This is a genomic window from Microcystis sp. M53598_WE2, assembly GCF_030067735.1.
Classification (GTDB): domain Bacteria; phylum Cyanobacteriota; class Cyanobacteriia; order Cyanobacteriales; family Microcystaceae; genus Microcystis; species Microcystis aeruginosa.
Genome location: NZ_JASJFE010000296.1, coordinates 1 through 3,975, shown reverse-complemented (window position 1 = coordinate 3,975; position 3,975 = coordinate 1). Strand labels below are relative to the sequence as shown.

Here is a 3,975-nt window from a genome sequence, read left to right as displayed (position 1 = left end):
GGTAAAACCCCACACCCCACACCCCACACCCCACACCCCCCACCCCACACCCCACACCCTACACCCCACACCCTACACCCCACACCCTACACCCTACACCCCACACCCCACACCCTACACCCAGGAAAAACTTTTTGCCTTTTGCCGCAAACCCTAATTAGGGCAGCCATTCCAGTAAAATTCCTAGGGAGCTATCTTTACGGGCGCGGGAATTTTGGGCTTGAATATCGGCGGCTAAACGTAAATTAGAGGTAATCGCATAACCAACCGAAAGAGTAGTCAATCCCACCTCGTTAGCACCCCCCGGTGAGATAAAACTCTGACTGACGGTGATATCTGCTGCCCCCGTGCGAGAAAGGGCTAATTTGAGCTTTAATCCTAAGTTAAGCCCATCGGTGCTGTAATTTCCCGTTTGAATGTAACGATAGCCCACCATGGGAGCCAGATTGACATAATCACCCAAAGGGAGGAGATAGTATTGTAAATTTGCTCCTATTGCCGTCCTTTTGCCGTTAAAAGCCGTCTGATAATCGCCGCTTAGGGTTAAACTGGTTTGACCGAAAAACACATCTTCTACCCCCAAAATCACGCCACTGGAATTATCGGTAGAAGGAAACTCTGCATATCCTAAACGGATACGAGTGCGAAAACTAGGATCGCGGCGAATATCTTCGGCGATATCGGGTATTTTTTCTAACCAACGCTCTAAAACCGGGCTTTCTTGCCGAATTTTCGGGTCTAGGTCTAACTCCGTTTCTGCCCACACCGGACTAATCGCCCCCCATAATAAACCAAGAGCGATCGCATTTACAGAACAGCAAGAGAGCTTAAACATGATCTGCATTATAATCAAAAAAGATTCAGATTCCCCGCTATTCTTGAGAGGACGGGGGGCAGTAGGAGCAGCAATAGTGGTTAGAATATTAAAACTTTCGCAATTAAGTAGCGCAGAACGGGCAAAACTTCAGAAAAGAGCCGAGTTAGATATTGATAACGCCCTCAAAGTCGCTCAAACGGTGATAGAAACCATCCGCGAACGGGGGGATGCCGGCGTTGTGGACTATGTGCGGCGTTTTGACTACGAAGGTGCGACGGTAGAAAATATCAAAGTCAGCGAGGCAGAATTTGAGCGGGCTTTTCATTTAATTGAACCGGAAGTAAAAACTGCCATTGAACAGGCTTTCCGGAATATTCAAGAGGTACATCGTCGCCAAATGCCAGAAGAAACACTACTGGCAGAAATTGAAACCGGTGTCTTTGCCGGCGAAAAAATCTCTCCTATCCCCAATGTGGGTTTATACGTTCCCCGGGGCCGCGGTGCTTTTCCCTCGATGATGTTAATGTTAGCCATCCCGGCAATGGTGGCAGGAGTGGAAAGAGTTGTCGTTTGCACTCCCCCCGATAAACAGGGCAACGTGGAACCCGTTTCTCTGGTGGCGGCGCAGATGGCTGGAGTCAGAGAAATTTATAAATTAGGGGGCGTACAAGCGATCGCCGCTTTGGCTTTGGGAACAAAAAATATCAAAAGGGTTGACAAAATTACCGGTCCGTGCAGCGTCTATGGGGCGGCGGCCAAGCGGTTACTGTTCGGTACTGTGGATGTGGGTTTGCCGGCCGGTCCAAGTGAGTCGATAGTTTTGGCCGATGAGTCCACCGATGCCCGTTTAGCGGCCTTGGATTTATTAATTGAAGCGGAACACGGGGCGGATTCGGCGGCTTTATTAGTCACCCACTGTGAAGATTTGGCGATCGCTGCTAGTGAATATGCACAGGAATACCTGCAAAAACTCCCGGATTGGCGACGGGAATTCTGTGAGGCGGGTTTAGCCGCCTATGGGGGCATAATTTTAACCGATAGTTTGCAGCAATCCCTCGATTTTGTCAATGAGTACGCCCCGGAACATCTAGAGGTTTTAGTTAGTAATCCTTTTGCCATTCTGGGCAAGATTAAAAATGCTGGCGAAATTCTCCTGGGAAATCATACTCCTTCCTCTATGGCTACCTACGCCATCGGAGTCAATGCTGTGCTGCCGACGGGAAGTTTTGCCCGTTCCTATTCGGCGGTTTCGGTTTATGATTTTCTCAAGCGCTCTACTTTGGCTTATGTCACCCCTGAAGGCTTTGAAAAGTTAAAAGAAACCACGAAAACTTTAGCCGAGTACGAAGGTTTTCCCGCCCATAAATTAGCAATTCAACACAGGGAAATTTTACTCTAAATACAGGGAATAGGAAACGGGGAATAACTTAGATATGTAGGCAAGCTTATTTTTAAAATTCAGAACGTAGGTTGGGTTGAAGCATGAAACCCAACGCCCGCATGGGTTACGCTACCGCTAACCCATCCTACAAATAATTGTGCCTCCCTACTTAAAACACCTGAAGAAATTGCCAAAACTTACTCATCTTTGAGCTTAGAACAAGTTTATGCAACAATTCTGTACTATTTGCATGAGCAAGAAAAAATAACCAATTATTTAACCGAATGGATTGAACATGGAGAAAGAATGAGAGAAATACAAAAACAAAATCCTCCTCCTGTTGCAGAAAAATTGAGAAAGTTAAGGCAACAAAGAAAAGCAATCAAACAAGCAAATGAGTCTGAAATATCTCTTAGATGAAAATGTTGATCCTCTCTATGCGACTCAACTAAGAAGACTCAAGCCTGATTTAGTTATTAGAGTTATTGGAGAACCTGTTACACCAGATAAAGGAACATTAGATCCTGAAATTCTCTGCTGGTGTGAAGAAAATAATTTTATTCTGGTAACAAATAATCGGACTTCTATGCCCGTACATTTAGCAGATCATCTACAAAATCATCGTCATATTCCAGGTATTTTTATTCTGAATCCTAATTTGAGTATTGGGGAAAATATAGATGAGTTAATTCTGGCGGCTGAAGCTTCATTTGATAATGAGTATCAAGACCGAATTGATTATCTTCCTTTACCTTGAATCTGTTTGACTTAAGCATAATATAATTTATCACCATCAACGATCTTCATTATTTTGCCGTTGTTGTTCTTCCCAATCGCGCTGTTCTTGTTCTTTCCACTGGCGATATCGTTCTTCTGCTTCTACACGATCACGATAACGCGCCTCCGCGTGACCCGCTTGAGGAATTGTATCTTTCTGCTCCCCTGATGTGCTTGAAGATCCTCCTACCATGCTGGATATTAGCAACGCACCAAATCCCACGATTGCCATGATTATTTTTATTTCGTCCCAATTATCTACAAACCACTCTGCAAACATTTTTAAAAGGGCTAAAAGGAAAACTATTGGGAAACTTATCCAAAACAATTTCCACCTCATGGCTCTTCCTTTGTCTTGACAAATGAAATCAGCCGCTAAAGTGCCAGCAAAAAAACCAGATGCAATATGAGCAGGCACCCCAAATAGGTTATGAATGCCTATCGTAGATAACCCGTATAAAACATAACCTGGGAGGGCAAATATGAGCGTTAATGAGTGCATCATAAAATTATCCAGTAAGTTACGCTCATCTACAGGTTGAAGGAATGCTGAGAGACTCAGTTCCTGTCCAGTACTGTCGGCTTCGGCGCCAGCGAGGCTACGAAATAGTAAAAATGCCAGATAACCAAAAATTAGGATGCTCGCCCCAATCGGATGCGGGTCATACGGGTTAAACCTCCAAATCCCCAATCCTCCAACAATCCTAGTGATGATAGTAACAATCCAAAAATGACGAATTTTATAGGACATGACTGACAAGCCTAAAATCACAAACCCTATAGTACCGACAATAAGATCTTTAAAACTACCATGTAGAAACGGGGCGAATAAAATCCATCTTAACCCAAAAGGCAAAGAAGAAGAAATAATCTCATATTGATTTAATTGATGATCGAAAACAAATTGGTCTAAAATTTCTACAATCCAGAAAATAGCGACAAAAACACCTATAATCGTCATTTTTGTCTTTAAGTGACCAGTCATCGAAAATTTGGGTCT

The 3,975-nt window shown here is 44.0% G+C and carries 5 protein-coding genes; 3 read left to right on the top strand and 2 right to left on the bottom strand.

The window, feature by feature from the left end:
• Positions 1-157: 157 nt before the first annotated feature.
• Positions 158-844, bottom strand: coding sequence for a hypothetical protein (locus PX636_RS06405; RefSeq protein ID WP_002798849.1), 687 nt, complete (start codon positions 842-844; stop codon positions 158-160).
• Between the two features lie 67 nt (positions 845-911).
• On the opposite strand from PX636_RS06405, the gene hisD reads away from it, so the two are divergent.
• The 3 genes from hisD (at position 912) to PX636_RS06390 (ending at position 2,955) form a co-directional block, all read left to right on the top strand.
• Positions 912-2,216 carry a histidinol dehydrogenase gene (gene hisD / locus PX636_RS06400; protein ID WP_002798851.1) on the top strand — a complete coding sequence of 435 codons (1,305 nt, stop codon included), beginning with the start codon at positions 912-914 and terminating at the stop codon, positions 2,214-2,216.
• Between the two features lie 189 nt (positions 2,217-2,405).
• Positions 2,406-2,618, top strand: coding sequence for a hypothetical protein (locus PX636_RS06395; protein ID WP_288116535.1), 213 nt, complete (start codon positions 2,406-2,408; stop codon positions 2,616-2,618).
• A complete protein-coding gene (locus tag PX636_RS06390; RefSeq protein ID WP_194016561.1) occupies positions 2,593-2,955 on the top strand; it encodes a DUF5615 family PIN-like protein in 363 nt (120 codons plus the stop codon). The genes PX636_RS06395 and PX636_RS06390 overlap by 26 nt, the downstream gene beginning before the upstream one ends.
• Before the next feature lie 36 nt (positions 2,956-2,991).
• Here PX636_RS06390 and PX636_RS06385 read toward each other — a convergent pair.
• The coding region (locus PX636_RS06385; protein WP_288116534.1) for a rhomboid family intramembrane serine protease at positions 2,992-3,975 on the bottom strand (984 nt) is incomplete at its 5' end.

Bases quoted from the DNA above. Each gene is read 5' to 3' on its own strand.
- PX636_RS06405 (WP_002798849.1), bottom strand. From the start codon at position 844: ATGCAGATCATGTTTAAGCTCTCTTGCTGTTCTGTAAATGCGATCGCT.
- PX636_RS06390 (WP_194016561.1), top strand. From the start codon at position 2,593: ATGAGTCTGAAATATCTCTTAGATGAAAATGTTGATCCTCTCTATGCG.